The 24,792-nt window shown below is 70.8% G+C and carries 16 protein-coding genes; 6 read left to right on the top strand and 10 right to left on the bottom strand.

The genetic code is table 11. The annotated features are described in order from the left end of the window. Positions 1–105 precede the first annotated feature (105 nt). The 4 genes from ACIQNU_RS38675 to ACIQNU_RS38660 are packed head-to-tail and all read left to right on the top strand — an operon-like array spanning position 106 to position 3,690. A complete protein-coding gene (locus tag ACIQNU_RS38675; RefSeq protein ID WP_401375830.1) occupies positions 106–672 on the top strand; it encodes a hypothetical protein in 567 nt (188 codons plus the stop codon). Continuing rightward, entirely contained in the window at positions 669–1,721 is a 1,053-nt protein-coding gene (locus ACIQNU_RS38670; RefSeq protein ID WP_401375827.1) for a peptidoglycan-binding protein, read from the top strand. The genes ACIQNU_RS38675 and ACIQNU_RS38670 overlap by 4 nt, the downstream gene beginning before the upstream one ends. After that, positions 1,718–2,491, top strand: coding sequence for an ABC transporter ATP-binding protein (locus tag ACIQNU_RS38665; RefSeq protein ID WP_401375825.1), 774 nt, complete (start codon positions 1,718–1,720; stop codon positions 2,489–2,491). Before ACIQNU_RS38670 ends, ACIQNU_RS38665 begins: the two co-directional genes overlap by 4 nt. Continuing rightward, positions 2,491–3,690 (top strand): ABC transporter permease, encoded by a 1,200-nt coding sequence (locus tag ACIQNU_RS38660; protein ID WP_401375822.1) that lies wholly within the window; start codon positions 2,491–2,493, stop codon positions 3,688–3,690. Before ACIQNU_RS38665 ends, ACIQNU_RS38660 begins: the two co-directional genes overlap by 1 nt. A gap of 13 nt (positions 3,691–3,703) precedes the next feature. Here the strand turns inward: ACIQNU_RS38660 and ACIQNU_RS38655 are convergent, their stop codons facing one another. The 3 genes from ACIQNU_RS38655 to ACIQNU_RS38645 form a co-directional block, all read right to left on the bottom strand. After that, entirely contained in the window at positions 3,704–4,336 is a 633-nt protein-coding gene (locus tag ACIQNU_RS38655) for a DUF6461 domain-containing protein (protein ID WP_401375819.1), read from the bottom strand. Positions 4,337–4,485: 149 nt separating this feature from the next. Beyond that, positions 4,486–6,513: a hypothetical protein gene (locus ACIQNU_RS38650; RefSeq protein ID WP_401375816.1), complete on the bottom strand. Its 2,028-nt coding sequence runs from the start codon at positions 6,511–6,513 to the stop codon at positions 4,486–4,488. A 296-nt stretch (positions 6,514–6,809) separates the two neighbouring features. Next, the gene (locus ACIQNU_RS38645; RefSeq protein WP_401375814.1) at positions 6,810–7,049 is read right to left on the bottom strand and encodes a hypothetical protein; all 240 of its coding nucleotides are present in this window, start codon (positions 7,047–7,049) and stop codon (positions 6,810–6,812) included. A gap of 328 nt (positions 7,050–7,377) precedes the next feature. Between ACIQNU_RS38645 and ACIQNU_RS38640 the strand changes: the two genes are divergently transcribed. Beyond that, positions 7,378–9,657, top strand: coding sequence for a glycosyl hydrolase family 18 protein (locus ACIQNU_RS38640; protein WP_401375812.1), 2,280 nt, complete (start codon positions 7,378–7,380; stop codon positions 9,655–9,657). A gap of 197 nt (positions 9,658–9,854) precedes the next feature. After that, positions 9,855–10,610: an ALF repeat-containing protein gene (locus ACIQNU_RS38635; protein ID WP_401375809.1), complete on the top strand. Its 756-nt coding sequence runs from the start codon at positions 9,855–9,857 to the stop codon at positions 10,608–10,610. 125 nt (positions 10,611–10,735) lie between these two features. On the opposite strand, the gene ACIQNU_RS38630 is transcribed toward ACIQNU_RS38635, so the two are convergent. The 7 genes from ACIQNU_RS38630 to ACIQNU_RS38600 all read right to left on the bottom strand — a co-directional run bounded on the left by ACIQNU_RS38630 (position 10,736) and on the right by ACIQNU_RS38600 (position 24,738). Then, on the bottom strand, positions 10,736–12,427 hold the full coding sequence (locus tag ACIQNU_RS38630; RefSeq protein ID WP_401375807.1) for an alpha/beta hydrolase: 1,692 nt from the start codon (positions 12,425–12,427) through the stop codon (positions 10,736–10,738). A gap of 166 nt (positions 12,428–12,593) precedes the next feature. After that, the gene (locus ACIQNU_RS38625; RefSeq protein WP_401375804.1) at positions 12,594–13,784 is read right to left on the bottom strand and encodes an alpha/beta hydrolase family protein; all 1,191 of its coding nucleotides are present in this window, start codon (positions 13,782–13,784) and stop codon (positions 12,594–12,596) included. Between the two features lie 436 nt (positions 13,785–14,220). Next, a complete protein-coding gene (locus ACIQNU_RS38620) occupies positions 14,221–16,224 on the bottom strand; it encodes a phosphopantetheine-binding protein (protein ID WP_401375801.1) in 2,004 nt (667 codons plus the stop codon). After that, entirely contained in the window at positions 16,127–16,918 is a 792-nt protein-coding gene (locus tag ACIQNU_RS38615; RefSeq protein ID WP_401375798.1) for a thioesterase II family protein, read from the bottom strand. Before ACIQNU_RS38615 ends, ACIQNU_RS38620 begins: the two co-directional genes overlap by 98 nt. Next, on the bottom strand, positions 16,915–20,025 hold the full coding sequence (locus tag ACIQNU_RS38610) for a type I polyketide synthase (protein WP_401375795.1): 3,111 nt from the start codon (positions 20,023–20,025) through the stop codon (positions 16,915–16,917). The genes ACIQNU_RS38615 and ACIQNU_RS38610 overlap by 4 nt, the downstream gene beginning before the upstream one ends. Then, positions 20,022–21,308, bottom strand: coding sequence for an MFS transporter (locus ACIQNU_RS38605; protein ID WP_401375793.1), 1,287 nt, complete (start codon positions 21,306–21,308; stop codon positions 20,022–20,024). Before ACIQNU_RS38605 ends, ACIQNU_RS38610 begins: the two co-directional genes overlap by 4 nt. 73 nt (positions 21,309–21,381) lie before the next feature. Further along, entirely contained in the window at positions 21,382–24,738 is a 3,357-nt protein-coding gene (locus ACIQNU_RS38600) for an amino acid adenylation domain-containing protein (RefSeq protein ID WP_401375790.1), read from the bottom strand. Positions 24,739–24,792: the final 54 nt, after the last annotated feature.

Below are 24,792 nucleotides of genomic sequence, written 5' to 3'. Positions count from 1 at the left end.
GGATTTCGTTGCTGTAAACGGAATCGCTGAGAGAAACGAAAGGCGGGGTCACGGCACGCTCACGGCGTTCGCACACATCGCACCGTCGACGTCCAGGAGATCGCCGTGCAGAAGCTCGACCCGTTCGTGAAGGACAGCACCATCCGCCATGTTCCATCCCAGCCGTCCGTACGCAAGCGCCCCGGCCGGGCGTCCCGTCGCCTCGCCGCCGCGTCCTGCCTGGCCGTGCTGGCCCTGTTCGGGACGGCGTGCTCGGACGGCGGCGGGGGCGTGAAGGACTCCGGGTCGGCGGGCGGCGCGAAGAACGGGGCCGACGAGGCGCTGGAGTACCGCAAGTGTCTGCGCGCCAACGGCCTGGACATGCCCGAGCCGGTCGCGGGCGGGGACGACGCCCCGGGCATCCCCCTCGGTGGCGACGGCAACAGCAAGGCGACGGTGGAGAAGGCGCTCAAGGCGTGCGAGGACAAGGTTCCTGCCGGTGGTGCCGACAGCGAGGAGTCGCAGGCCGACAAGGACAAGCAGCTCAAGTACCGCAAGTGCATGCGCGAGCACGGCCAGGACATGCCGGACCCCAAGGAGGGCGAGGCGCAGGCACTGCCGCAGCCGAAGAGCGATGCCGAGGCGAAGGAGTTCCAGAAGGCCGGCAAGGCGTGTGAAGGCGAACTCCGGTGAAGCGCGGGAAAACCGTCCTGGGCGTCCTGGGTGTGCTGGCCGTGGTGGGCGGCGCCACCACGTTCGCCGCCCTGACCCTTCCCGACGACGGCGGCACACCGCGGAGTTCCGGCTTGCCGCCGGCCACCGCCGTCGTCGCACGCGAGAACCTCAGCGAGAGCGTGGTGGCCGACGGGAGCATCGGTTACGCGGGCCGGCGGACGTTCAACGCGCCCGTCGCGGGCACGGTGACCTGGATGGCGAGGTCCGCATCGACGGTGCGGCGCAACGGCGGACTGTTCGCGGTCGACGGCAGGAAGGTCCGGCTGATGTACGGCTCCGAGCCGATGTACCGGACGCTCAGGACCGGCACCGAGGGCCAGGACGTACGGCAGTTGGAGGAGAACCTCGCCGCTCTCGGCTACACGGGCTTCACCGTCGACACCTCGTACTCGGACCTCACCGCCCGCGCCGTCAAGCGCTGGCAGAAGGCGAACGGCGACAAGCAGACGGGCACCGTGGCCCCGGCGGACATCGCCTTCGCGTCCGGCGCCGTCCGGATCGAGAGCGCCGGCAGAAGGGTCGGCGATCTGACGGCGCCCGGTGAGGCCGTACTGACCACGACGGGTTCCACGCGGGTCATCACCGTGAAACTCGGCGTCGAGGAGAGCGCGTCCGCCAGGAAGGGGGACCGCGTGACCGTCACCCTGCCGGACGGGAGTTCCGCACCGGGCGCGATCGCCTCGGTCGGCACCCGGGCCAAGCGGGGCAGCGACCCGAACGACGCATCCCCCAAGATCACCATCAGGGTCTCCGTGGCCGGAGCGACCGGTGCTCCGGACCAGGCGCCCGTCACCGTGCGCTTCACCGGCGAGACACGCGAGAGCGTGCTCACAGTGCCCGTCGAGGCGCTGCTCGCCCTGCCGGGCAAGGGCTTCGGGGTCCAGGTCGTGGAGCGCGGCAGGGCCCGTGAAGTGCGGGTCGAGTTGGGCATCTTCGCCCAGGGCCGGGTGGAGGTCAGCGGCGACGGGGTGCGCGCCGGACTGAGGGTGGGGGTGCCGAAGATATGACGCGTGTCGTCGGCCTCAAGGGGGTCACCAAGGAGTACGCGGGTGGCGTCACGGCGCTGCGTGGTGTGGACCTGAACATCGAGAGGGGCGAACTGGTGGGCATCGTCGGGCCGTCCGGCTCCGGAAAGTCCACGCTGCTGCACATCATCGGCACCCTGGACCGCCCCACCTCCGGGTCGGTCTCCATCGCCGGGTTCGACGTGGCGGCCCTGTCGGACCGCGAACTGTCCGCGCTGCGCGCACGCCACGTGGGCTTCGTCTTCCAGGCGTTCCACCTGGTGCCGGGCTTCAGCGCCCAGGACAACGTGGCGGAAGGGCTGCTCTACTCCGGTCTGCCGCGCGCCGAGCGGCGCAGACGGGCCGCCGACGCGCTGGAACGTGTCGGTCTCGCCGACCGCGGAACACACCGTCCGCACGAACTGTCCGGCGGGCAGAAGCAGCGGGTCGCCCTCGCCCGTGCCGTCGTCGGCGAACCCGAACTCCTGCTGGCGGACGAGCCGACGGGCGCGCTGGACTCCGTGTCGGGCGAGTCGGTGATGACGCTGCTGCACGACCTGAACGCCACGGGCGCGACCATCGCGGTCATCACGCACGACCTTGAGGTCGCCGCGCGCCTGCCCAGACAAGTACGGATGCGGGACGGCGAGGTGGTCGAGGACGTGAACGCTCCACCCGGCGCAACACCCGGCGCATCACCTGGCGCATCGCCCGGCGTACGGCACGGCGCACCGGCCGGCTCCCTGCCCGACAAGCCCTGGACCGGCGCCTGATGGGCCGCCGCAAGCTCACACCCGCCCGGCTCGGACCGCGCGACGTCCTCCACGTCGGCTCGGGCGGCATGCGCAGCCGGCCCTTGCGGGTCGTCCTGTCCGCGCTGGGCATCGCCATCGGTGTCGCGACGATGATCGCGGTGGTCGGTATCTCCGCGTCGAGCAAGGAGCAGTTGATGCAGCGGCTCGACAGGCTGGGTACGAACATGCTGGTGGCGAAGCCGGGCGAGTCGATGTTCGCCGGGGAGAGCGTCAAGCTGCCCCGGCACGCCGTCGGCCTGGTCAGCCGTATCGACGGGGTGGAGCAGGCGGGCGCGACGGGCACCGTCGACGGGTCCGTACGGCGCAGCGAGAAGGTCCCGGAGATCGAGACGGGAGGTATCAGTGTCCAGGCCGCGTCCGAAGGGCTGTTGAAGGTCGTACGCGGCGAGGTCGGCAGCGGCAGTTGGCTCAACAAGGCCCACAGCCGCTATCCGGCCGTCGTACTCGGCCATGTCTCCGCGCAGCGCCTCGGTGTCGGCGCGGCAGGGCAGCAAGTCTGGCTCGGCGAGCGCTACTTCACGGTCGTCGGCATCCTCGAACCGCTGCCGCTGGCTCCGGAGATCGAACGCGCCGCCCTGGTCGGCTGGGAGGCCGCCGAGCGGTTCCTCGGTTTCGACGGCCGTCCGACGGCGGTGTACGAGCGCTCGACGGACGGTTCCGTCAGTGACGTCCGGAGCCTGCTCGCTCCCAGCCTCGACCCGGAGAACCCGCAGAACATCAAGGTCACCGACCCGTCCGCCAAGTTGCAGGCGAGGGCCGCGATGGAGGGGGCGTTCAGCAGCCTGCTCCTCGGGCTCGGCGGTATCGTGCTGCTCGTGGGAGGGGTCGGCGTCGCCAACACCATGATCATCTCGGTGCTTGAGCGACGCTTCGAGATCGGTCTGCGCCGTTCGCTCGGCGCGGCCCGGGGCCAGATCCGCATCCAGTTCCTCACGGAGTCACTGCTGCTGTCCGGCCTCGGCGGCCTGGCCGGCGTCGTACTGGGCGCCACGGCGACGGGGGTCTTCGCCCGCGTCGACGGCCTGCCGGGGGTGGTTCCGCTGTGGGCCGTCGGCGGCGGTTTCGCGTCGACACTGGTCATCGGCACGGTCGCGGGCCTCTACCCGGCAGTACGAGCGGCCCGCCTCTCCCCGACACTGGCACTGCACGCGACGTAGCACCCCCCCTCGTCTACGGGGAGTCCTGCCCGTTGATCAGTGCGGCGGGCAGGACTCCCCGGAGCACCCGTTCCTTGGGAAGGGTGAGGTTGAACTGCTTCTCGACCACGGCCAGGGACTTGGTGTGTGCCGTGTCCCGGTCGTCCTCGCCGGGGATGCCGGCGGCCTGTACGGCGGCGCTGATCAGATCGGGGCGCGATCCGGTGATCTCGTGCGACCACGTGTGCATATACATGTCGAACCCGCACATGTACTGCCCGTCGTGGAAGTAGGTGAACTCGGGTGGCGGCACCTTCGGGTTCTGGGTCTCGTAGTACAGGCGGAAGACGTGAGCGCCGCCTTTCGACACACCGAGGAGGGTTCCGGTGTTCATCTCGCCGGGCCAGTGGCCGTACGCCACGGCGAAGGCTAGGTCTCCGTCGGCGCCGTACCGCACCGCGATGGAGTCGTCGAGGCCCCGCTCCCGCTCGCGCCTGTCGAGGTAGGTGTTCAAGTCGTAGGCGGTGCAGGTGCCCAGAGAGACGGGGGGCGCACTCCTCGCGAGCCGCCTGACCAGTTCCTCGGGCTCAAGTCCGCGTGCCAGGGTGACGCAGTGGCCGGTCCACGCGATCTCCTCGCGGGCGATCCAGCCGATGCCCTCGCTCATCTCTCTCCTCCGGTGCGGGTCGCGGGGGACAGCACATGGCACTGTCCCCCACGAGCCCCGTTTCGGTCCGATGGGGCTTGTTCTTCCGGTTCTTCTGGTTCTCTACCAGTCCCTCTGGTTCTACAGGCTCTTCTGGTTCCTCTGCGGAGTCACCTGATGTCGCACTTCACGAGCGCCTTGCTCGCGTCGCACTTCTCGAAGCCGGGTGTTCTCACAAAGTACAGATCTTGGTCGAGCAGCCGGAACTGGCTGGTGAAGGTCGAGAAGCGGCTCATGGACGTGGAGTTGACCCATCCGGACATCGCCGACCTGCCACAGACCTCCCTCCATGTGGGACCGGCCTTGCGCTCGTCGTCGTACAGCCTCCAGGTGCCGTCCGTGAGCTTGGTGGCGTAGGTCTGCACGCACTGGTCGCCCGAGGCGACGGGGTTGGTGCCCTCCATGTCCTTGGGCATACCGCCGCTGTTGTAGCTGGCCGCGAACGCGAACTCATCACAACTCGGCTTGTCCGTGGGGCTGATGTCGGTCACCGGTGTCGTGTCGGGGTGTCCCTTGCCGGCCGCCCAGCCGTCCGGGCAGATCACCTTGCGGTTGGCGTCCGGGTCCCGGCCGTATGCGTTGCGCTCACCGTGCTCGCCGGTGGTTCCCCTGCGGTCCGGGAGGAAGTTCAGGGGCGCGCCCTTGCGGATCTTGGTGTTGATCAGCCATGCGTGTGCGGCAGCCGCAGGCGCCTTGGCGGTGTTGAACACATAGCCCGGCATGTAGTCGCGCATGACGCAGCCTGCCGGGGAGTACACCATGTCGCAGCGGGCGTAGACCGGGTTTCCGATGAGGCCGTGGCTGTTGTCGGTGGGGAAGGTCTCCGGAACGCTGGTGGAGAAGGTCGCGAACGGCGCGAACGCCATGTCCTGCGACAGTTGCGAGTCCTTTTTCCCCAACTCGTCCGGAACACCTCCGGACCACTGCACGGTCGCCGTACCGGTCTCCTCGTGCGGGTCGATGTCGTACGAGCCGCCCCACATCAGGTTGCCGTCCCACGCGTAGGACGGTTTGTCCATGCAGCCCGCGCTGCATTGCGGGGAGATCGTCAGCTTGATCGCACCGGGCTGCGCGGGGAACGGCAGCTTCCCTGCGGGCATCGGCAGCGGGGTGATACGGGCCCACAGCTTCAGTTGCGAGCCGGCCAAGTCGGTCTTCATGTGGTAGGACATCAGGAATTCCTGGTAGCCCTTGGACTCGATCTGCTGCTCGTCGGTCACCTCGACGGACAGCTTGTTGTACATGCAGGCCGCGTCACGGGTGAAGATCGACAGGTACTTTCCCTGAGGCGCGCCGACCTCGCAGATCTCGTTCAGCGGCGGCGCGGCGGCGGCCTGGGCCCCCTCAAGACGGGCCCGGCTCTCCTTCGCCTTGGCGATGTCAGCGCCGGTGGCCGGCGACGAGGTGAGGCAGAGCTGGTTGCCGTCCTTGGTGGGCCCGCAGTGCCGCTCGGTGCCGGCGGCGAGATTCTTGGTCTCGACGCCGCCCCAACCGGGCACCGGCTGGTAGGAGTTGTCGAAGGCCGGGTTGGTGGCCGTGTCGTTCGGAGCCGGCAGCGTGATGTCCACCGCGCGGTCACGGATGCGGAACTTCGCCCAGGGCGACCAGTCCGTCTCGTAGAGGCTGCCGTCGTAGGCGGAGGTGTGGACCACGTAGGTCGTGCCCGTCTTCAGCTTCCCCAGGGGGACGCTCACCTCAGCGGTCTTCCCGGACGCCACGAAGTCGGACACCAGGACGCCGTACGGGTTCGCGTCGGTGAGTTTGACCTGTGCCTTCGGGTTGCCGTTGGCGTCGGTCGTCCAGACCTCGAAGGTCAGGTTGGCCTTGTCACCGTCGGCGTCGGTGACGGTGTTACGCAGGACGGCCATGGTCGTGTTGACGTTCCACACCCCGGACGTCTGGGTGAACGTCGGACCGGCTTGGGGGTTCTTGCCCGACACCGGGCGGCTCGCCGCCGCCAGACCGGTCTTCTCCGGACCGGCCGCCGGTCGCGCCGACGGCGCGCCGTTCGGGTCCGGGTTCGGGGTGAACCGGTCTTTCGATGCTGCGGGTCGGGCGTCCTGCGCGGCGGCTCCGCCCACCACGCCGAGGGGTACCACAGTGAGGAGTGCCGCGCCGATGGCGACACGGGACAGCAAGCGACGTAATCCTGATTTCGCAGACAAGTCGGTGATCCTCTCGCCCCGCTCGTCCAGTGGCGGGGACTGGCTGATCGGCTACCAATGCGACATCTGTTCGATGTCGCCTCAGGCATTCCTATGCCGACGAGCAGCCCGAAGGCCACCGGACCAACTCGGACGAACAAGGCGACCGCGCCATTGCGGGCGTGACGATCAACACGGTTTGACCGAGGTTGCCCTCAGCGGGATGACGGTTCGACAACGCCACGGCCGTGCCGTGGACACACCTGGGGACAGGAAGGGCGGACTCGCCGTCAGGCCGGGCGGCAGGTCTCGCAGATGTGGCCGTCGATCGCCGTCAGCAGGTCGCGCGCCGCTGCCCGCACGGCGGCGTCCCCGTCAAGGGCCAAAGCCTGGGCCGCGCTCCCGCCGTCGAGCACGGCACTCCGGCCCTGTCGCCTGTCGTACGACGCCCAGCGCCCCCATTTCACCTCACGGACCATGTCGACCGCGTGCCAGGCCCGACACACACCCGAGCCCGGCGCCCGCCCCATGCCAAGAGACCGTAAAATCCCGGGAATTGGTCTAGCCCTTTCCTGGGGCGTCTGCCAGGGGCGGGAGGTCGGGGTGGCGGAAAGTGCGCGTCATTGGTGCAGTCCAATTCCTCGCGGCGCTCATTGACGGGTGTACGACTACTCGTTTCTCTGGACAGCACTGCCACAGCACACGTGTCCGATGCCGGCCACGGCGCCACGGACAGGTGCGCGTCTCCCGACGCACGGACACGCGACGCGGGATCCCGGTCCCGCCTCCCCCACACCAAGGAGAGCCGTGTTCACCAGCCCCAGGTTCAGGTTCAGATCCAGCGCCAGGTCCAGGTCCATGGCGCCGCCCCGGTGGCGGTTCCTCGCCGCTCTCACCGCACTCGTCCTCGCGCTGGGCGGGCTCGTCGGCGTCGCCGCGCCGGCCCAGGCCGCGGGCGCCCTCACCGCGTCGTTCACCGGCGCCGACAACGGCCCCTGGTGGAAAGGCACGTTCGTCGTCAGGAACAACAGCGCCACACCGGTGACCGGATGGACCCTGGAGTTCGACCTGCCGGCCGGGGTCACCATAAGCCAGCACTACAACGGGACGGCGACCGTCAACGGCTCCCACGTGACCGTCACCAACGCCCACTACAACGCGTCCGTCCCGGCGAACGGCAGTACCGAGCCCTACAGTTACTGGTTCGTCGCCACCGGTCCCCTCACCGCCCCGACCGGCTGCCTGATCAACGGCGACAAGTGCGACGGCAGCCCCGCCGCACCCCCGTCCGCACCGACGGGTGTGGCCGTGACCGACACCACCGCCCGGACGGTGAGCCTGAAATGGAACGCCTCGACCCGCGGTGACTTCCCCGTCGCCGGATACGAAGTACTGCGCGGCGCCGACGTCGTGGCGGCCACCGCCACCACCTCCGCCACCGTCCGCGACCTGACCCCGGCGACCGGCTACAGCTTCACCGTCCGCGCCAAGGACACCCGCGGCAACCTCGGTGCGCCGAGCGCGCCCGTGACGGCCACCACCGTGGACCCGGCGACCGACCCCGTACCGCCGACCGCCCCCGGCAGCCTGCGCGCCACCACCGTCACGTCCAGCACCGTCGCCCTGGCCTGGAACGCGTCGACCGACAACAACCGTGTCGCGGCGTACGACGTGTACCGGGGCGCGACACTGGTCGCCACGGTCCCGGCGGGCACCCTGACCACCACGGTCACCGGTCTGACCCCCGCCACCACCTACGGCTTCACGGTCAAGGCACGTGACGCCGCCGACAACACGTCCCCCGCCAGCAACACGCTCACGGTCACCACACAGGAAGCCGTGGGCAACGGCCGTTACGCGACCGTCGGTTACTTCGTCCAGTGGGGCATCTACGGCCGCCAGTACTTCGTCAAGAACCTGGACACCTCCGGCGCCGCCGCCAAACTCGACGTGATCAACTACGCCTTCGGCAATATCGACCCCACCAACCTCACCTGCCTCAACGGCGTCGTCAAAGGCGTCTCCGGCAACCCCCAGGACCCGAACGAAGGCGACGGGGCGGGCGACGCCGAGGCCGACTACGGCCGTGCCTTCCCCGCCGCCCAGTCCGTGGACGGCGTGGCCGACGACGGCTGGGGCAAGCTGCGCGGCAACTTCAACCAGCTCAAGAAGCTCAAGGCCAAGTACCCGAACCTGAAGATCGTCATCTCGCTCGGCGGGTGGACGTTCTCGAAGTACTTCTCCGATGTCGCCGCCACCGACGCGTCACGCAAGAAGTTCGTGAAGTCCTGCGTGGACATGTACATCAAGGGCGACCTGCCCGCGTACAACGGCGCCGGAGGGCCAGGGGCCGCCGCCGGGATCTTCGACGGGATCGACCTGGACTGGGAGTGGCCCGGCTCCCCCGACGGCCACCCCGGCAACCACTGGAGCACCGCCGACAAGGCCAACAACACCGCCCTGATCGCGGAGTTCCGCAAGCAGCTCGACGCGCTCGGCGGTGACCACAAGCTGCTCACCGCCTTCACCCCCGCCGACCCGAAGAAGATCGACGCCGGCTGGGACGTGTCGAAGATCTTCAGCGATCTGGACTACGCCAATGTCCAGGGCTACGACTTCCACGGCGCGGGCAGCGACAACTCCTGGGAGCCCAAGCGCACCGGCCATCAGGCCAACCTCTACCCCGACGCCCAGTCGCCCTACCCGAACGACTTCAGCATCGACGGTGCCGTGAAGGCATACACCGACGCCGGAGTCAGCCCCCGCAAACTCACCATCGGCTTCCCCTTCTACGGCCGTGGCTGGAAGGAGGTCGCGGACGGCGGCGCGGGCGGTGAATGGCAGTCCGCGAACGGCGCGGCCCCCGGCCAGTTCCCGGAGGAGGCCGGCACCCGCGGCTACCAGAACCTGATCACCAGCTACCCGGGCATCACCGTCGTCCACGACACCCAATCGATCGCCACCTACGGCTATACGGGTAACGGCGGCCAATGGTGGTCCTTCGACGACACCTGGTCGATCGGGAAGAAGACGGAGTACATCAAGGCGAAGGGTCTGCTCGGCGGCATGATCTGGGAGATGTCCGGCGACACCCCGAACGGCACCCTGATGAACTCCCTTTACACCGGGCTCCGTTAGCGCCTTGGGCCCGGTCGGCCGGAACACGCGTGAGGAGGGACGTCGTGTTGCCGGAAGCCGGCCGCCGGGCCCACGGCTGTCCAAGTACGCCAATGGAAAGGACAGTCGGCCAAGACTGCTTGCTCCCGGCAATGACATCGAGGGCCGACGGCGGTGAGGATCTTCCCACCGACAGCTCGACCAGGAGGCACACACCCATGAAACCGCCCCGCGCCGCCCTGCTCGTCGCGGCCACCGCCCTGGCGCCGGCCCTCCTCCTCACCACCCCGGCGTTCGCCACGGGCGCGCAGACCACCGCGACGACGACTTCGGCGACCGTGACGGCCGTGTCCGAGACGCCCGCGGACGTGGACGACGACCGCGTCGCCGTCTTCCGGATTCTGTACCTGGCGCAGCAGAACGGCGACAAGGCCGTCATCCGCGAAGCCAACAAGGCCCTCGACGACGGCACCCCGGAAGCCCTGCGTGCCTTCCTGGAGACCGGCTACCGCATCGCCCAGGCCGAGGACGACGGCGTCGCCACCGCCCGGATTCTGTATCTGGCACAGCAGAACAAGGACAAGGCCGTGATCCGCGAGGCCAACAAGGCACTCGACGACGGCAGCCCGGAGGCCCTGCGCGCCTTCCGGGTGACCGGTTACCCCATCGCCCAGGAAGAGGACGACCGGGTGGCCACCGCCCGCATCCTGTACCTGGCACAGCAGAGGGGCGACAAGGCAGTCATCCGCGAAGCCAACAAGGCACTCGACGGCACCGCGGCGGACGTACGTACCTTCCGCACGACCGGCTACCGCCTCGCTCAGGCCGAGGACGACCGCGTCGCCATCGCCCGCATCCTCGCCGACCCGACCATCAGCGACGCCCTCCGCGCGGCTGCCAGTGCGGCCATCGACGGGACGCCGGAGGAGCTGAGGTACTTCCTGGAGGTCGGGCAGTACGAGGTCGACCGCTAGATTTCCGCCGAGTTCCCGCCGACTCGGTCTCCGCGCGATACGCATGACACACGACGGGCGGGACCCCGTGAAGAGGTCCCGCCCGTCTCCCATGGGTCATGCGGGGATCGGTCGTGCGGCCGGGGTCAGAAGCGGTCCGGGGCGCGGTCCGGAAGCGGCGAGCCGGGCAGTGCGTCCCGGTTCTGGTTCTTGCGTGCCTCGGCGTTCGAGGCGGCCGTCGCCCGGCAGGTCAGGTCCTTCGCCGGGAGCTTGCCGGTGAGCAGATACCGGTTGACCGCGCCGTCCGTGCACGCGTTGCCGCTCGGGTAGACACCGTGGCCCTCGCCGCCGAGGACGGTGACCATCTTCGAGCCCTTCAGGTCGGCGTGCAGCGCCTGACCGCTGGGCAGCGGGGTCTGCGAGTCCCACTCGTTCTGGACGACCAGGGAACCCACCTTGTTGTTCACCTTGGTGGCCCGTTCCACGGACGTGTCCCAGAACGCACAGGGCTTGATGCTGGACGCGAAGTCACCGAAGAGCGGGTAGCGGCCCTTGTCCTCGATGGCGTCCCGCCGGTAGCTCTCGGGATCGCGGGACCACGCGGCCGAGTTGTCGCCGCACACCACGGCCCAGAAACTCGCCGTCATGTTGTCGGACGGCGCCTCGGCAAGACCGGCGGCGGCACCCACAGCCCTGGTCCCCCCGGTCCTCCCGGTTCCGGTGAACGCCGCCAGCTTCTCCGCGGAGTTCGCGGACGCGGGCTCCCCGGCCGCGGCCTTCTTCAGCTCCACGAACGCCTCGGTGGCGTACTCGGGCGTGAAGACGGCACCGCGCATACCGCTGCGGATGTCGTCACCGCTGACCGGCTGCCCGTCGAGTTCGATGGGCTTCTCGTCGGCCCGCGCGACCAGGTCCCAGAAGGTCCGGTCGACCCTCTTCGGGGTGTCACCCAGGTCGTACTTCGCCGCACGCGCGGCGGCCCACTCGGTCCACCGGTCGAACGCGGGCTCGGCGCCCTCCGCCCACCACTGGATCATCCCCCGCCAGGCGCGCGCCGGATCGACCGCGCTGTCCAGCACGAACCGGTCGGCCCGGCCCGGGAAGAGCTGCGTGTAGACGGCGCCCAGGTAGGTGCCGTACGAGTAACCCACGTACGAGATCTTCTTCTCACCGAGGACCGCCCGGAGCAGGTCCATGTCGCGTGCGGTGTTGCGCGTGGTGATGTGCGGGAGCGTGCGGCCCGCCTTCTCCTTGCACTTCTTCGCGACCTGCTTCGCCCAGGCGACCTCCTTGGCGAACGTCTCCTCCTTGTACGGCCGCAGCCAGTCCTCCTCCGCCGGCTTCAGGCCGCAGGAGACCGGGCTGCTCCGTCCCACTCCGCGGGGGTCGAAGCCGATGAGGTCGTACTTCAGCCGCGCGGACTTGGGAAGGCTCTCCTGCATCGACAGCGGCATGTAGAGCCCTTCACCTCCCGGGCCACCGGGGTTGGAGAACAGAACACCGCGCCGCTTGTCGGGCGCGGTGCTCTTTATCCGGGATATCGCCAGGTCGATCCGCTTGCCCGTGGGAGCCCGGTAGTCCAGCGGGACCTTGATCGTGGCGCACTGGAAATCCGCCGCAGAGCCGCACCGCTTCCACCGCGGCTTCTGCTTCGCGTACCACTTCAGCGCGGCCTTGGCGGCGGACGAGGGCGCGGTCGGCGACAAGGCGGTGGAGGGGGCGCCGGCTTGACCGGCCCCGGCCTGAGCGGCGGTCGCCGTCGAGGTGACGACCACGGGAGCCAGCGTTGCCGCCGTGACACTCACGGCCAACAGGGGCGCGAGACGTCGTCTGCGCACGATATCGATCCTTCCGGTCGGATGTTCGGACAGGAACGATCTTTCCGGAACCGGCCCCGCATACGGATCCCTCGCCGGGTGGCACCTCCCGTCCCCCCTGGGAATGACACAACAGCGAGAGGTGCTACCCGAGTTGTACGGGACCGGACCCGGACCTCCCCGCGCCTCAGGGGTTGTGGAACTTCACCTCGGGGTTGGCGGCGGTCGGCCCCGCCAGCACCGGCTGCGGCCTACCCCGCAGATGCTGGTCGAAGAACGCGGCCACATAGGTACGGGTGAGGGTGACGGCCCGATCCGCGGGCAGCGGCGGCTGCGGCAGCCCGAAGTGCCGGGAGATGAGCGGCCCGTCGGTGAAGGTGAAGTGTTCCGACCCGGCGAACGTGACCCACCGCTTCCAGCCGTCCAGGGCGGGCCACGTCCGGTCCCACGTGGCGTCCGGACCGCCCGGCTGGTGGACGTCGTCGGCGCCGAGCATCATGAACGGCCGTCCGCCAAGGCCCTCGGCGGGCAGGTCCTCCCAGAAGGCGCCGTCCATGTTGATGCCCGCGTCCACCCGGCGGTCGCCCGCCATCGCCGTGGCGGCGCTCGCCCCGCCGATGGAATGGCCGGCCATACCGACATGCCGCTTGTCGATGATGCCCGCGTACCGCCAGACCGGGTCGTCCCCGATCAGCCGGTCCAGCACGTACGACACGTCATCGGCACGTGTCGCGGTCACGACGGCCGCCTGCGTCAGGTCCTCCGACACGATCGGACAGGCGACACAGGTCAGCGTCCGTCCGCCGGGTACGGAGATGCCGAAGGATTCGTACGCGTGGTCGAGCGACGCGACGACGTACCCGCGGCTCGCGAGGTCCTCCGCGAGACTGGTCAGGGTGAACCGGGACACGCTGAAGCCCGGGGACAGGATGACGAGCGGGTACTTCCCCTTCGCGGGGCGGGCGCCGACCCGGCCATGGGTCCCGGTGGCGCTCAGCACCTCGGCGGGCACGAGCGCGTCGATGTCCTGCCCCTCGGCGAGGAGCCTGGCCTCCTCGACTGTGGAGTACCGCGCCGTACGGCCGTCGCCCGCGCGGGCCGCCGGATAATGGAGGGTCATCATCAACTCCCGGCCGTCGGCGGTCGGCACCCAGGGATCGGTACGGGAGCGGTCGGTGAGATGCGTCGTCGTCCGGCCGACGGCGTACGGGCCGGTGGGGCGCGTCAGTTGCAGGGCGTCGGCAGGGACGGCGGTGGCCGCCGTCGGCTGCGCGGTGGCGGCCGGCCGCGCGGTGGCCGCCGTCGCCACTCCGGCGAACGGCAGCACGAGGGCGAGACTGAGTGCGGCGGCTGTGGCCGCCCGGGTGATTTCTGCCATGGAGGGAACGCTAGGCGAGCCCCCGCCCGAGGGCGTCAGACTTCAGCCGTATGTCACGTACATCTGTGGGCGGTTGGAGCGGTCTGCCGTACAACTCACCCTGGAAGCAGGCTGGTTGGTCACGGAACCCGAGGTGCGGGGTGTCATGTGACGGGGGTCGCGGTGTCGTTGGGGCCGCAGCGGAGCGTCCACGGATTCTCGGTACGGATGTTGTTCTCGTGGATGCGGACGTGGACCTGGGTCGCGGGTCTGTCGCCCGGGACCTGGGCGTGGGCGGCGGTGCAGACGATCTGGCGTCCTCCTCGCCACCTTCCTCACACTGGCAGCCCTGTGGGCGCTCGTCCCCGAACCACGAACCGGCGCCGGAAGCGTCGACGTCACGCGCCTGTGAAACCAGGCGGGTGCGACGGTGGACGAACCGTATCCCCGCCGCTGCTCACGAAGTCCCGCTCCGCGCCCCCACAGCTTCCGCCAGCTCGGCCACCGTCGGGTTCTCCAGGACCATGCGTACCGGGATCTTCAGGCCCAGTACGTCCCGTATGCGGGCCGTCATTCTGATGGCGAGCAGTGAGTGGCCGCCCAGTTCGTAGAAGTCGACTCGGGGGTCGATCGTCTCCAGGCCGAAGAGTTCGCACCAGATGGCCGCGACCGTTGCTTCGGTCGTATCGGGGGGCTCGGTCTCCCCCGTGCCCCCCGTGCCTCCGGTCGCGTCGAGCAGGGCGGCGCCTGTGGTGGCGGGGTCGGTGCCTGTGCGGGGGGTGGTCTCCTCCGTCAGTTGGGACCAGAGCGCGGTGAGCCGGTGCCTCGCCGCGGTGCAGGCGAGGTCGGCCAGGGCCGGGGTCATGGGCTCGTCCTGGTCGGCAAGGTCAGCGGACCGGGCCACCGCCACCGCGATGCCGAGGAGTTCGGTGGCGATCTGTCCGATGAGCTTGATCGTGCGCTGCCGTTCGAAAAGGGCCTCCAGGGGGGTGTCTCCGGTGAGGCGTCGGCAGATCTGCGCGAGCCGTTCGGCCTGTTCCGTGACGAAACGGGCGTGCGGGAGACATCGTGGAGGGAACGACTCCGCATCGACCGGGGGTGGCGTCGTGCCGGGGCGGCCGGCCTGGTCGTACCAGGCGCTGAGGTTGGCCTTCGCCGACCACAGGTCGAGCATGAAGTCGACGCCACCGGCCACACGCAGCGCCCGTGCGTCACGGAAGCACCGTTCGACCGGCAGCGGTTCGGCTCCCCGCGCCGTCTTGCTGCGTGCCGTCTCGTAGCCCTCGGCGCCGAGCAGGGCCATGGTCCGGTCGATGGCCCGTTCCGCGGCCCTCGACGCCAGATTCTTGGCGGGGGTGAGGTCCAGGTGGGTGTCCGCGCGGTCCGTGCCCAGCACACACCAGCGCAGGATGGTTTCGGCGGCGTAGACCTCGGCGGCGTTCTCGGCCACCTGCCGCTGGATCTCCTCGTACGAGCCGAGGCCCCGGCCGTCGATGGTGCGCCGGCCGGCGAAGTCCCTGGCCCACCGCAGTGACATGCGGGCGACGGCGAGGGAGGGCGGAGCGATCACCAGGTGCCGGGCCAGGGTCGCGAGCTGCCCCAGGTCGAGCAGGTCCCCGGGGGGCGTGCCGGTGCCGTCGACGGACCGAGGCGCGGTCGGGCGCATGCGCCAGCCGTCGGACAGCTCCGGCAGCATCTGCTCGGCGGGCACCCGTACCGCGTCGAGCCGCAGTACGCCGATGGCCGCGCCGCGCAGTCCCATGAACTGATGCGTGCCCACCACCTCGAACCCGGGGCTGCCGGTGTCGAGGAAGAACAGCCGGACCGACTCCGTGCCGTCGGCCGCGATGACGGTGGCCGAGACATCGAGGAAGTCGGCGATCGGGCCGTTCCCGATGAAGCACTTCTCGCCGGTGACGAGGTAGGCCGCGCCGTTCTCGACGGGAACCGCGACCGTGGTACGGCTCTGGTTGGCGGTCCCCGCGGCCTCGGCGTCCGCGGCGGCGGAGACGATGCCGCCGGCGACCCGGTGGGAGATCAGGTCGTGGAGCGGGCCGGGTGGCAGCGCGGGGAGATACGACCCCGAACCGAAACCGTTCTGAATGGCCAGCGTGAAGGCGACCGGCATGGACCAGCCGGCCGCCGCCTCGACCACCCGGCAGGCGTTGAGCCAGGACAGGCCCCGCCCGCCGAGCGACGGTTCGACCATGAGCCGCAGCAGCCCCGCCTCCTGGAGGGCATCGGTGAAACCGTCGGGCAGGCGTCCCTCACCGTCCACCGCCTCCGGGTCGATCCACTCGTGCAGGAGCCCACGGAGTTCGGCGATCACGACATCGCCGGCGCCACGGTCTCCGGTCTCCTGGTCAGGAAACGGGCGGAGCAGATCCCAGCGGACCCGGCCCAGGTACAGCTCGCGCAGCACACTCGTCGAGGTCGGCGCCGAGGAACCGGAGGAAGTCATCGGTGTTCTCCCGGAAGTAGAAGTGGTCGCCAGGGAAGGAGCGGACATCGCAGTGGCCGGTGGTGTAGCGGCGCCACGCGGTCAGGCGCTCGCCGGACTCCTCGTCGTCATGGCCGCCCAGAACCGTGAGCGGACAGTCGAGGGGGCGCATGTACGGGGCCGGCCGGTAGGTGGCGACGACCGTGAGGTCGGCCTTGAGCGCCGGAAGGAGCAGCTCCCGCAGATCGGGGTCGCTCTTGACCTCGTCCGGCAGGGGCCCGTGCCGGCTCTCGATGGCGGCGATGAGCCCGGGGCCGTGGAGCCGGCTCAGGTCGGGTCCCGGTTCGTGCAGATGCGGTGCGCGGTAGGCGGACAGATAGAGCCGGACGGGTCCGGGCAGTCCGCGCTCCCGCAGCGCCAGAGCCGTCTCGTAGGCCACGAGGGCGCCGAGGCTGTGTCCGAAGAAGACGCAGGGGCCTTCGAAACCGGCCTCGGAGACCAGCTCGGTGACGAGCCGTTCCATGTCCGGCACCGGTGGTTCGTCCAGGCGGCTGCCCCGCCCGGGGAACTGCACGCCCCACACCTCGACGCCGGGCAGCGCGTCGGACCAGCGCAGATACTCGCCCGGCGATCCGCCGCTGTGCGGGAAGCAGTACATCCGCAGACGGGCGGCGGCGCGGCGTTCGCGGCAGAGCAGCCAGCGGGGCGCTGTCATGATCGCTCCCTCTCCTCGTCCTGTTCCTTGTCCTGTTCCTCGTCCTGTTCCTCGTGCTCTGCCTCGTGTTCTGCCTCGACGTGGACCGCGAGGTGTTCCTCGACGTATGCGGCCAGGGCCGCCACGGTGGGGGCCCGGAAGAGCGCGCGTACCGTCAAGTCGGCGCCGAACCGAGGGCGCAGCATGGCCATCACCCGGGAGGCCATCAGGGAGTCGCCGCCCAGTTCGAAGAAGTCGTCGCGCGGGTCGACCGTCGCCAGGCCGAGCACCGCACGGAAGGCACCGGCCACCGCCTTCCCGGCATCGGTATCCAAGTCGCCCGCGTCGCCCGCATCGCCCGGCCGGGCGGAGCCCGACTCGCGCGCCGCCTCCCCGCCCTCCGGACCCACCGCCCCCACGGTGTCCCCGAGCCGGAACCGTCGCCGCCGGAACGGATACGACGGCAGCGGCACCCGCCGCGGCCGTCCATCGCCATGCAGCGCCGCCCAGTCGACAGGCACTCCCGCCTGCCACAGCCGGCCCGTCGCGGTCAGCAGTTCACGAGCGCCGCCCGCCGCCTCGACGGCGTGCGGGAGGCTGTGCACGACCGGCCGCCCCGGGGCGCAGTCCGGATGACGGCGGGCCAGGTCGCCGAGCGTCCGGCCGGGCCCCAGCTCCAGCAGCGCCTCGTCCCCGGAGGCGAGCAGCGTGCCCAGGGCGTCCGAGAAACGCACCGTGTGACGCAGATGCGCCGCCCAGTACGCGGGGTCGCACGCCTCGTCGGCGGTGACGAACGTCCCCGTACGGTCGGAGATCCAGGGAATGACCGGTGGCCGTAGTCGCACGGTGCGGACGACGGCGGTGTACTCGGCGATGACCGATTCGACGTACGAGGAGTGCGCCGCGGCGCTGATCCGCAGCTCGCGGACGTCCACGCCGCGCGCCGCCAAGAGGTCCTTCAACCGGCGCACGGCGTCGGACGGTCCGGTGACGACGCACTGGGACGGGCCGTTGACGGCGGCGAGCGACATTCGCCCGCCCAGCATCGGCACGAGCGCGGACTCCGGCAGCTCCACCGCCAGCATGGCGCCCGACGGCAGGCCGTCCAGCAGCCGGCCGCGCGCCAGGACCAGCGTCATCGCGTCGGGAAGGCTCAGCACGCCGGCGGTGTGCGCCGCCGCGTACGCGCCCAGGCTGTGCCCGACCACGGCGCTCGGCCCGACGCCACGGGACCGCCAGACCTCGGCCAGCGCGTGCTGCACGGCGAACAGCACCGGCTGGCACACCCGCATCGAGTCCAGCCACCGTTCGGCGCGGCCGTCGTCGCCCGGGACCGGGTAGAGCACGTCGCGCAGGTCCAGGCCCAGCTCCGGCGCGGCCAGCTCGGCGCACCGGTCCACCGCCGTACGGAAGACCGGGTCGGCGGCGTACAGTTCGCGCGCCATGCCCACGTGCTGCCCGCCCTGCCCGGGGAAGAGGAACGCGGTCCTCCGTGCTCCGTCCGGGGCCTCGCCGACGCCGACCCGGCCCGCCGTGAGCCCCCGCCCCGCCTCCTCGACACCGCCGCAGACGACGAACCCCCGGTGGGCGAAGGCCTTCCGGCCGGTCTGGAGGGTCCAGGAGATGTCCGCGAGAGGCTCCTCGGCGTCGCGGAGGTGAGCGGCGAGCCGGGACGCGGTCTCGCCGAGCGCTTCGGCGCTGCGGGCGGAGAGCGGCAGCAGGTGGTAGGGGTGAGGGTGCGCGTCCGCACTCGCGGACGGCTCGGGTACGGGCGGTTCCAGTACGGGCGGTTCCGGTACGGGCGGCTCCTCCACGACGACATGGGCGTTCGTGCCCCCGATCCCCAGGGAGTTGACGCCCGCCCTGCGCGGCGATGTCCGCCTCGGCCACGCGGTCGCCTCCGCACGCACCACGAACGGACCCCCGTCGAGATCCATTCCGGGGTTGACTCTGCGGAAGTGCGCGGTGCCCGGGATCAGTTCGTGCCGCAGCGCCAGGACCACCTTGATGAGCCCGATCACCCCGGCGGCGGCGTCCGTGTGCCCGATCGCCGACTTCACGGACCCGAGCACACAGAAGCCACGCCGGTCCGTGCCGAGTGCGAAGGCCCTGGTCAGCGCGCGGACCTCGATCGGATCGCCGATCTCCGTGGCCGTCCCGTGCGCTTCGACGTACGCGATCGTGGCGGGGTCGACACCGGCGGCCAGGTGTGCCGTACGCACCGCGGCGGCCTGTCCGGCGACGCCGGGCGCGGTGAAGCCGACCTTGCCCGCGCCGTCGTTGTTGACCGCCGAGCCCAGGATGACGGCGTGGACACGGTCGTGGTCGGCCCGCGCGTCCGCGAGCCGCTTGAGTACGACGACGCCCGCGCCGTCACTGGAGACGGTGCCGTTCGCGTCGGCGTCGAAGGAGCGGCAGTATCCGTCGGGCGAGAGCACCCCGTCCTCGCCGGGATCGTCGCTCGGGTGGGGGATGCGGATGGTGACGCCTCCGGCGACGGCGGTGTCGCATTCGCCCGCGAGGAGCGCCTGGCATGCCTGGTGCACCGCGACCAACGACGTCGAACAGGCGGTCTGTACGGTGACCGCCGGCCCCTTCAGACCGAGCTTGTAGGCGACCCTGCTGGTCAGGAAGTCCATGCCGGTCGCGAGCCGGAACTGCCAGTCGGTGGCGCCGGGAAAGAGATCCCGGTGGGTCCGGAGCAGGGCGAGGTGGTCGGTGTCGCCGCTGCCCGCGTACACCCCGATCAGGCCCGGATACGCGCCGGGGTCGCATCCCGCGTGCTCCAGCGCCTGCCACACGCATTCGAGGAAGACCCGGTGCTGCGGGTCGAGCATCAGCGCCTCGCTGGGCGCGTAGCCGAAGAACTCGGCGTCGAAGAGATCGGCGTCCTCGACGATGCCGTAGGCCGACGGGTGCCCGCCGGGCGTGGTCCCGCGGCGGGTGATCGTGTCCGTGCCGGCCGCCGTGTTCCGCCAGAAGGCGTCCAGGTCGGCGGCGCCGGGGAAGCGGCCCGCCATGCCGATGACGGCGATCGAGGCGTCGTCGTGCTGGGGCGCGTCGTGTTGGGGCGTTTCGTGCTGGGGCGTTTCGTACTGGGGCGCGTCGTGCTGGGGCGGCTCGGTCATGACGTCTCTCCCGTCGGGGCGGACTGGAGCTGTTCGTCGGGCGGTGGTTCGTCACCCGGAGTCTCGTCACCCGGGGTCTCGTCGCGTGTGCCGCGCAGCGGGGAGAACAGTGGGGGCAGCAGGGAGATCACGGTGAGGACCGCGGCGATCCAGAACACCCCGCGCAACCCGATCGGCGCGACCAGCAGTCCGCCGAGCGCGGCACCCAGCGGCACCGTGCCCCAGGTGACGAAACGGAACACGGAGTTCATCCGCCCGAGCAGACGGGTCGGGGTCACCGTCTGGCAGAGGCTGACCTGGAGAACGTTGAAGGTCACGGCGCCGACATAGACGACGAAGAGACCGGCGCCGAAGGTCACGGGACCGGCGGACATCGGCAGAATGACCGCGCCGCCACTGAACAGGACGATGGAGACGAGGAACGCGGGGCCGGTGCCGACCCGCTGGGCGAGCGGCCCCGCGGCGACCGCGCCCAGCAGACCGCCGACATTGCCGACCGCCAGCACGATGCCGATGACATCTGCCCGCAGACTCAGCTCGTCCGCGGCGAACACGACCTGGAGCGCGAGCACCGCGGCGAAGGCCAGTTCGGCGATCGCCGCGCACACGATGAGCGGACGCAGCAGCGGATGCGAGAACACGAACCGCATGCCCTCGGCGATCTCCCGGCCCATGCCCTGCGACGGCTGCTCCTCGATCACCCGGCCCTTTCCCTTGACCCCGAGGAGAAACCCGGCGGAGACCAGATAGCTGAGGGCGTCGAGCAGGATCGCCACGGGCGCACTGAACGCCTGGACGAGCAGACCGCCCGAGCCGGGGCCCGCGAACTGGGCCACCGACCGGGAGAGTTCCAGCTTGCCGTTGGCATCGACGAGCCGGTCCTCCTCGACGATCTCCGGCAGATACGACAACTGGGCCACGTCGAAGAAGAGGGTGCCCAGGCCGACGGCGAACGCGGCACCGTACAGGACCGGCATGGACAACAGGTCCAGCCAGACCGCGGCCGGGACGACGAGGAGCGCGACCGCGCGCAGCACGTCGGTGAGGATCAGTACGGGTCGCAGCGGCAGCCGCTCCACCCACGCTCCGGCCGGGAGACCGAGGAGCAGGACGGGCAGGAACTCGACGGCCGCGAGCATGCTCACTTCGAGGGCCGAGGCGTCGAGCAGCAGCAGGGCGGTGAGCGGCAGCGCCAGCAGGGTGACCTGCGTACCGAGCAGGCTGACCGTCTGGGCCGCCCAGAGATTGCGGAAGGACGGCAGACGCCACAGCGTCGTCTTCATGTCAGTGTCCCCTCGGGGGATAGGGCCTGCTGGTCATGGGGTCATGGCGTCATCGGGTCATGGCGTCAAGGGGTCATGAGGTGCGGCGGCGTTGCGCGCGCAGCCGGGCGCGTCCGTCACGGAGCCGGTCCCCGCGCGCCTCGTCGTCGGCGCCGTCGTGGTGCGCGGGGTGTTCCGGGCCCGGCGCCGCCCCCTCCTGGAGATGTCCGGCGAGCGCGGCGACGGTCGGGTGTTCGAAGAGGGCGACCAGCGGTAGCGGGCGGCCGAGCAGTTCGGTGAGCTGCCGGTGGACGGCGGCCAGGGTGAAGGACGTGCCCCCCAGGTCGAAGAAGTTGTCGTGTACGCCGATCCGGTCCGCCTGAAGGGCCTGCCGCCAGATCCGCGCCACCTGGTCCTCCATCTGGTTCCTGGGCGGTGCGGGATCGGTGGCGGCGTCCGGGGCGGGCGGGGGCGGCAGGGCGGCCCGGTGCACTTTGCCCTGGGGGGTCAGCGGCATCGCCTCGATCGCGACCAGGGCGGTCGGCACCAGATAGCCCGGCAGCCGGGCGGTCAGATGACGGAGGAGGCCGGCGGGCACGGTGCTGCCGGTGCGCGGCACGACGTATCCGACCAGCCGTCCCCCGCCGGGTCCGTCCCGGCGGACCGTCACCGCGGCCTGCACGACGCCGGGGTGAGCGTTCAGCGCCGCCTCGATCTCGCGGGGTTCGATGCGGTGACCGCGCAACTTGATCTGCTCGTCACCGCGGCCGACCACTTCCAGGGTGCCGTCGCGCCGCAGACGGGCCAGGTCCCCGGTGCGGTGCAGCCGTGCTCCGGGGACCTCGCTGAACGGGTGCGGTACGAACCGCTCGGCGGTCAGGCCGGGGCTCTTGAGGTAGCCACGGGCGAGGCAGGCACCGCCGATGTACAGCTCGCCGATAACGCCGGGCGGCACCGGTTCCCGCTCGGCGTCGAGCACATACGCCTCGACGCCGTCCAGGGGCCTGCCGACCGGCACCACCGCGGTGTCCGCGCCGTCGACGGTGTGCACCGTCGCGGTCACCGTCGTCTCCGTGAGCCCGTAGGCGTTGAGCAGGGTGATGCCCGTGGACCGCCGCCAGCGGGCGACGGCCCGCGCGTCCACCGCCTCGCTGCCGATGACGACGAGACGCAGCGCGGCGAGCGGGAACGGAGCGTCCGGATCGAGGGTGTCCTGCCACTGCTGCCAGTACCCGGACGGCAGGTTGACGACGGTGACCGACTCGTCGGCCAGCAGTGCGGTCAGCTCGGTGGGCGCCGGTGGCGGATCGTCACGCAGCACGACACAGCCACCGGCGAGCAGGGTGGGGAAGATCTCCTCGGCGGCCACGTCGAAGGCGACGGTGGCGAATTGGAGGACCCGGTCGTCGGAAGAGAGCCGGAACCGGTCGCGTACCGCCTGGGCGTGATTCACCAGGGCCCCGTGCTCCACCGCCACGCCCTTGGGGTCGCCCGTGGACCCGGAGGTGAAGAGGGTGTACGCGAGGTGGGAGGGGTGGATCGGCGGCGGGGCCGGCTCCGGGTCGGCGGCGGTGAGGTCGGTGACGTCCTTGGTGACGCCCGCAGTGTCGGTGTCCGTGGTGCCGGTGTCCGTGGTGCCGGGCCGCTCACCCCCGCCCGGTTCGGGACGCAGCGTCGTGATGCCCGTCCCGGTGAGCAAGTGGTCCGTGGTCTCGTCGGTCACGGCCAGGCCGACGTCCGCGGTGGTCAGCAGTCGATGCAGACGTTCGGCGGGGTGGGCGGGGTCCAGCGGCAGATAGGCGGCGCCCGATCTGAGGACCCCGACCAGTGCCGTCACCAGGTCGACCCCGCGCGACAACAGCACGCCGACGACCGATTCGGGCCGGGCCCGCGCCGACCGGAGACGCCGGGCGAGATGGTTCGCACGGGCGTCGAGTGCGGCGTAGGAAAGGGTCTCACCCCGGAAGCTGACGGCCGGGGCGTCCGGGGTGGCGGCGGCCCGGCGGGCGAGAAGTTCGGGCAGCGGGACGGAGATGTCCCGGGCGGGGGCCGACCTGTGCCACCGGGTGAGGATCGTGTTCCGTTCGGCCCGGTCCAGCAGCGGCAGCGACCGTACGGGAGTCCCGGGACGCGCGACGGCGGCGGCCAGCAGACGGCGGAAGCCGTCGGCAAGCGCCCGGATGGTGGCGCTGTCGAAGAGGTCGGTCCGGTAGGTGATCGTCGCCTCGAAGTCGTCGCGGTCGGCGGCGGCTCGGACGATCATGAGGTCCACGTCCACCTTGGCCGAGGTGGGCGCGAGGCTCATGGGCGTCGCGGTCAGCCCACGGAACGCCGGGGCTGCGATCGGCTCGGTCTCGCACGTGAAGAAGGTCTGCACCAGCGGGTTGTGACCGGCGCCGCGCTCCGGGGCCAGCTCCTCCACCAGGCTCTCGAACGGGACCTCCTGGTGGCTCAGCAGGTCGAGCACGGAGTCGCGGACGCGCTCCACCAGCCGGTCGAAGGCCGGCCCGCCGGACAGGTCGGCCCGTACCGGCAGGGTGGTGACGAAGTACCCGATGACGGGGTCGAGTTCGGACCGCAGCCGTCCGCCCACGGGCGTACCGATCAGCAGGTCGTCGCCGCCAGTCAGACGTCCGAGCAGCGCGGCGTAGGCGGCGAGGGTGAGCACGAACGGGGTGACCCGCAGCCGGCGGGCGAGTGCCAGGGTCCGCGCCATGAGCGGCCCGTCGAGTGTGAAGACGTGGGTGGCGCCCCCCGCCGCCGTCGCGGTCGCCGCCCGGGGCCGGTCGGCGGGCAGCGCGAGCATCGTCGGCGCACCGGTCAGGTACCCCCGCCACCAGGCCAGGTCCTCGGGGTCCGGCGACCGCTCGCTCTGCCGCACCGCGTAGTCGGCGAATTGCACCGGGAGCGCCGGCAGCGGATCGCCCGCATAGGCCGTGGCGAGGTCGTCGAAGAGCAGATGGATCGACGGGCCGTCGCACACCAGTTGATGCATGACGACCGCGAGCACATGCTCGTCCGGAGCCAGCCGGACCACACCTGTGCGTACGAGGGGCCCGGCGGCCGTCAGGTCGAACCGTGCGTCGGCCCACCCCTGGAGCAGGCCGCGCAGGCGCGGTTCCCGGCGCTCCGGCTGCTCGCGCGAGAGGTCCACGACCGGCAGCTCCGGCTCCGTCGCCGGTCCGATGGTCTGGTACGGCTCCCCGTGGTCCGCCGCGAAGACCGACCGCAGCACGGAGTGCCGTTCGATCACGGCTCCGAACGCGCGCCGAAGGGCCGGTACGTCCAGAGCCCCCCGCACCCGCACCGCCACGGGGACGTTGTAGCCGCCGCCCTCGGCGTGGATCTCCTCGACCAGCCAGAGAGCCCGCTGGGCCGCCGTGAGCGGGAACCGGTGTCCGTCCGGCGGGGGGACGGTCGGGCGTCCCCGCGCTGTGAGCTTCTCGTGCACGCTGCTGTCCTTGTCCGGCCGCGATCGGCGCTCAGTCGGTTTCGGTCGGCGGCC

Source organism: Streptomyces sp. NPDC091292 (assembly GCF_044757265.1).
GTDB lineage: Bacteria > Actinomycetota > Actinomycetes > Streptomycetales > Streptomycetaceae > Streptomyces.
The sequence above is the reverse complement of the archived record's forward strand: the minus strand, read 5'-3'. Positions and strand labels throughout refer to the sequence as shown.

What these genes read in the sequence shown, in the direction of transcription:
- ACIQNU_RS38615 (WP_401375798.1), bottom strand. Translation starts at nt 16,918, where the DNA reads ATGACAGCGCCCCGCTGGCTGCTCTGCCGCGAACGCCGCGCCGCCGCC.
- ACIQNU_RS38635 (WP_401375809.1), top strand. Translation starts at nt 9,855, where the DNA reads ATGAAACCGCCCCGCGCCGCCCTGCTCGTCGCGGCCACCGCCCTGGCG.
- ACIQNU_RS38605 (WP_401375793.1), bottom strand. Translation starts at nt 21,308, where the DNA reads ATGAAGACGACGCTGTGGCGTCTGCCGTCCTTCCGCAATCTCTGGGCG.
- ACIQNU_RS38665 (WP_401375825.1), top strand. Translation starts at nt 1,718, where the DNA reads ATGACGCGTGTCGTCGGCCTCAAGGGGGTCACCAAGGAGTACGCGGGT.
- ACIQNU_RS38620 (WP_401375801.1), bottom strand. Translation starts at nt 16,224, where the DNA reads ATGACTTCCTCCGGTTCCTCGGCGCCGACCTCGACGAGTGTGCTGCGC.
- ACIQNU_RS38655 (WP_401375819.1), bottom strand. Translation starts at nt 4,336, where the DNA reads ATGAGCGAGGGCATCGGCTGGATCGCCCGCGAGGAGATCGCGTGGACC.
- ACIQNU_RS38645 (WP_401375814.1), bottom strand. Translation starts at nt 7,049, where the DNA reads ATGGGGCGGGCGCCGGGCTCGGGTGTGTGTCGGGCCTGGCACGCGGTC.
- ACIQNU_RS38610 (WP_401375795.1), bottom strand. Translation starts at nt 20,025, where the DNA reads ATGACCGAGCCGCCCCAGCACGACGCGCCCCAGTACGAAACGCCCCAG.
- ACIQNU_RS38640 (WP_401375812.1), top strand. Translation starts at nt 7,378, where the DNA reads ATGGCGCCGCCCCGGTGGCGGTTCCTCGCCGCTCTCACCGCACTCGTC.
- ACIQNU_RS38660 (WP_401375822.1), top strand. Translation starts at nt 2,491, where the DNA reads ATGGGCCGCCGCAAGCTCACACCCGCCCGGCTCGGACCGCGCGACGTC.
- ACIQNU_RS38625 (WP_401375804.1), bottom strand. Translation starts at nt 13,784, where the DNA reads ATGGCAGAAATCACCCGGGCGGCCACAGCCGCCGCACTCAGTCTCGCC.